Origin of the sequence: Streptomyces prasinopilosus (assembly GCF_001419695.1) — a bacterium.
GTDB classification, from domain to species: domain Bacteria; phylum Actinomycetota; class Actinomycetes; order Streptomycetales; family Streptomycetaceae; genus Streptomyces; species Streptomyces prasinopilosus.
Genome location: NZ_LIRG01000365.1, coordinates 1 through 3840, shown reverse-complemented (window position 1 = coordinate 3840; position 3840 = coordinate 1). Strand labels below are relative to the sequence as shown.

Sequence of the window (3840 nt, the reverse complement as noted above, 5' to 3'; positions counted from 1 at the left end):
CCGCGGTGCCGCCGACGCAGGCGACGTACGCGTTGCCGTGGTCCAGCAGGTGGCGGACGGCGAGCCGGGCGCCGCCGAGGTCGTCGGTGACGACGGCGACGTCGTCGATGGCCTCGGGACGCTCGTGCAGCAGGACCATCCGGGCGTCCCAGGCGTCTATCTCCGCGGCGGCGAGGTCGTTCAGCGCGTGGCTGACCAGGATCAGCCCGGAGACGCGCATGCCGAGGAAGGCCCGCAGGTAGTGGACCTCGCGCTCGGCGACGTAGTCGGAGTTCCCGACCAACACCATCTTCCCGCGCTCGGACGCGGCCTGTTCGACCGCGTGCGCCATCTCCCCGAAGAAGGGCTGGCGCGCGTCCGGCACGATCAGGCCTATGAGATCCGTCCGCCGCGACGCCATGGCCTGGGCGACCCGGTCCGGGCGGTATCCCAGCTGCTTGATCGCGGCGAGTACGCGTTCGCGCGTGGCCGGGGCGACCGGCCTCGGTCCGTTGTTGATGACATAGCTGACGACGGCGGTGGAAGTACCCGCCAGCCGAGCCACGTCATCCCTAGTCACCTTGGCCACGCGCGGAGTCTACGCGGATATAACCGGCCGGGGCAGAGCGTGCACGACCTCGTGAACAGCGCGGAAACCGCTCGCGCACGCGGGCGCGGCGCTCGTGCGGACACCGTTCACGCCTGGGCCCGGGCCTCGGCGGAGTCCAGGACGGCCGTCTCGTCCCCATCCGCCGCCTTTCGGCGGTCGGACCCGGCCTGCTGGCGGCCGGCCTTCACCCTGGCGTCCTCGGCGGCCCGCTCGCCCTTCTCCGGCGTAACGAATCGGTAACCCACGTTCCGCACGGTGCCGATCAGCGACTCGTTCTCGGGGCCGAGCTTCGCGCGCAGCCGCCGCACGTGGACGTCGACCGTCCGGGTGCCGCCGAAGTAGTCGTAACCCCAGACCTCCTGCAGCAGCTGGGCGCGGGTGAAGACGCGGCCGGGGTGCTGGGCGAGGTACTTCAGGAGCTCGAACTCCTTGAAGGTGAGGTCGAGGACGCGGCCCTTGAGCCGGGCGCTGTAGGTCGCCTCGTCGACGGACAGGTCGCCGTTGCGGATCTCCATGGGGGAGTCGTCGCCGACGATCTGCTGCCGGCCCGTGGCGAGCCGCAGCCGGGCCTCCACCTCCGCCGGCCCCGCGGTGTCGAGGAGGACGTCGTCGATGCCCCAGTCCGCGGTCACGGCGGCGAGGCCGCCCTCGGTCACCACGAGGACGAGGGGGCAGCCGGGGCCGGTGGACCGCAGCAGCTGGCACAGGTTGCGGACCTGCGGGAGGTCGCGCCGGCCGTCGACGAGGATGACGTCGGCGCCGGGGGTGTCGACCAGGGCGGGGCCCTCGGCGGGGGCCACGCGCACCTGGTGGAGCAGCAGGCCGAGGGCGGGGAGCACCTCCGCCGACGGCTGGAGGGCGTTGGTCAGCAGGAGCAGTGAACTCATCGCACCCCTCCCTCGAGTCCGTCGAGGGCGCGGTCCCGGCCCCGGGGCTCGGGTCGCGGTGCTGCCCACGACCGGGTCGTCATTCGTACGTGCACGGTTCGCTCGCCCATAACGTCTGGTTCCTCCTCGGTCCCTGCGAGGACGTTTACGGCACTGCTTCGTGCGTTTCGACGGCCCGTACACCGGCGGTTTCCCGCGTCGTATACAACGCTTCCGAAAGCACAAAAGGACCCGGGGGCTTCAGTGCCCGAGTCCTCTTCCCGGGAGAATAGCCGACACGGGCACCGGTCCGTCAGGTCGCGCGGCACGTTCGACCCGTGATCCGCATGTCACGACACGTGGTGCGACACGTGCGGTTACCTGGGACGGTACGTCTTTTCGGGCGTTCCCGCGCACGCTGGACAGCACGCGGAGTGATTCCGTACACAACCCGCCGGCGGCCGGGGGAATGCCCGGGGAGGACGTCCGCGACCCCCTTCCTTGACCTCACGCGAGTGAGCGCGCACGCGCCCGCGGGGACGCGGGCCGCGCGGCGCCGGGCGGGACCGCCGTGCCGGACGGGGACCGGGCCGCGGCCGCGGCGGGCTAGCCTGACCGTGTCCACTGTCAAACATTGAGGAACCAGCAGATGGCAAAGGTCACGGTGCGGTACTGGGCCGCAGCCAAGGCCGCGGCCGGGACGGCCGAGGAACCGTACGAGGCGGTCACGCTCGCCGAAGCGCTCGACGCGGCGCGCGAGCGGCACCCCGGCGAACTCACACGTGTCCTGCGGCGGTGCTCGTTCCTCGTCGACGGTGATCCCGTGGGCACCCGCGCACATGAGACGGTACGGCTGGCCGACGGCGGCACGGTCGAGGTGCTCCCGCCGTTCGCAGGAGGGTGAGCGATGACCAACCAGCCGTATCAGGGCCATGAGGGGTACGACGGGTACGACGGACACCGCGGGGGCGGCGAGGGCCACGACCCCTACGGCCCGCCCCCTCCCGGACACCAGTACCGGCCCCAGTGGCCCGAAGGACAGGCGCAGGAGCCCGCGCAGGCGTGGCCGGGAGAGCGGCAGGCGTACGACGATCCGCAGGCCGCCCAGCAGTACACGCAGCAGTGGCAGGGACAGACCTGGGAGACGCAGCTGCAGCCCCCGGTCCCGCCGACGGCCGCGGAGGAGACGTCGTACCTCCCCCAGCACACCGGACAGGCCCCGCCGCCCCCGCAGGCTCCGCGGACCCCTCCGGGGCATGCCGGACAGCCGGGGTATGCCGGACAGCCGGGGCAGGGTGACGGCGGCGACCTCGGCGGGCCCGCGGTGTACGCGGGGTACGGGGTGGCCTCCACCTACGGGGCGCCGGTCACCGGCACCCCTGGCGATCCCCGGACCGGTGCCGGTGCGGGCGCCCCCGCCGGGGCCGCGCCCCCGCCCGTCTCCGCCGCACCCGCTCCGCCCGCCGCGCACCCGGCCCCGGCCGCCGCCGACGTCCCGGACGGCCCCGGGTACGGGCCCGCCACCCTCGCCGGGAACACCCGGGTCACGGACGCGCAGCGCGCCCGCGCCGAGGGACGTTCGCCGATCATCGAGCCCGGCATGCAGCCGGCGGCGCTCACCGCGCTGCTGGGACTGCTGATCGCCGGCGGGGCGGCGCTGGGCACGTACGCCCTGCTCGTGCCGCTGGTGGCCCTCCAGGGGCTCACCGCGGCCGGCTGGTTCCGGCTGAACGGCATGTGGCCCGCGCGCCAGGGCATCGCGCTGGGCTTCCTCGGGGCGCTGGTCGCGGACGTGGCGCTGCTCGCGTCCGACCGGTCGCCGGCGGCGATCCTCGGCACGCTCGGCGTGTGGGTGCTGCTGTCGCTGGTGCTCCAGCTCCGGTCGCACGCCGATCCCGACGAGCGGATGTACGGCCTGACGGCGACGGTCGCCGCGGCCGCGCTGGCGATCGTGGCGAGCGGCTACCTGGCGGCCGGCGCCGACGCGGTGACCGTCGGCGGGACCGCGGTGGCGGCGGCGGTCGTGGCGCGGGCGCTGCCCCTGCCGACGCCGGCGTCCGTGGTGGCCGCGCTGCTCGTGGCGGCCGGTGCCGGCGCGCTGGCCGGCGGGATGACGGACTTCGGCGCCTCGGGCGCGCTGATCGGCGCGGGCGCGGCGGTCTGCGCCCTGGCCGGCCACCGCGCCGCGAGCTACGACTACCCGTCCCGGTTCGTCCACTTCACGGCCGGGGTGGCCCTGCCCCTGGCCGCGGCGGCACCGGCGGTGTACGTCCTGGGCCGCGTCGCCGGCTGACGCCCCGGCCGCCCCCGGGTCCCCGGGGGCGGCCGGGCCTCCTCCGGGTCCCCGGGGGCGGCCGGGCCTCCTCCGTCTCCCCCGCCGGCGGG

General features: G+C 74.8%; 4 protein-coding genes. 2 read left to right on the top strand and 2 right to left on the bottom strand.

The window, feature by feature from the left end; genetic code table 11:
* Nucleotides 1–568, bottom strand: a 568-nt coding sequence (locus tag AOK18_RS16310; RefSeq protein ID WP_157865110.1) for a LacI family DNA-binding transcriptional regulator, incomplete at its 3' end; no start/stop codon positions are given.
* Nucleotides 569–675: 107 nt separating this feature from the next.
* Nucleotides 676–1476, bottom strand: a complete 801-nt coding sequence (locus tag AOK18_RS16305) for a winged helix-turn-helix transcriptional regulator (RefSeq protein WP_055694833.1) — start codon at nucleotides 1474–1476, stop codon at nucleotides 676–678.
* Nucleotides 1477–2104: 628 nt separating this feature from the next.
* On the opposite strand from AOK18_RS16305, the gene AOK18_RS16300 reads away from it, so the two are divergent.
* Both AOK18_RS16300 and AOK18_RS16295 read left to right on the top strand, forming a co-directional pair.
* Nucleotides 2105–2359 (top strand): MoaD/ThiS family protein, encoded by a 255-nt coding sequence (locus AOK18_RS16300; RefSeq protein WP_055694832.1) that lies wholly within the window; start codon nucleotides 2105–2107, stop codon nucleotides 2357–2359.
* Between the two features lie 3 nt (nucleotides 2360–2362).
* On the top strand, nucleotides 2363–3748 hold the full coding sequence (locus AOK18_RS16295) for a hypothetical protein (protein WP_055694831.1): 1386 nt from the start codon (nucleotides 2363–2365) through the stop codon (nucleotides 3746–3748).
* Nucleotides 3749–3840: the final 92 nt, after the last annotated feature.

Bases quoted from the DNA above. Each gene is read 5' to 3' on its own strand.
- AOK18_RS16300 (WP_055694832.1), top strand. From the start codon at position 2,105: ATGGCAAAGGTCACGGTGCGGTACTGGGCCGCAGCCAAGGCCGCGGCC.
- AOK18_RS16305 (WP_055694833.1), bottom strand. From the start codon at position 1,476: ATGAGTTCACTGCTCCTGCTGACCAACGCCCTCCAGCCGTCGGCGGAG.
- AOK18_RS16295 (WP_055694831.1), top strand. From the start codon at position 2,363: ATGACCAACCAGCCGTATCAGGGCCATGAGGGGTACGACGGGTACGAC.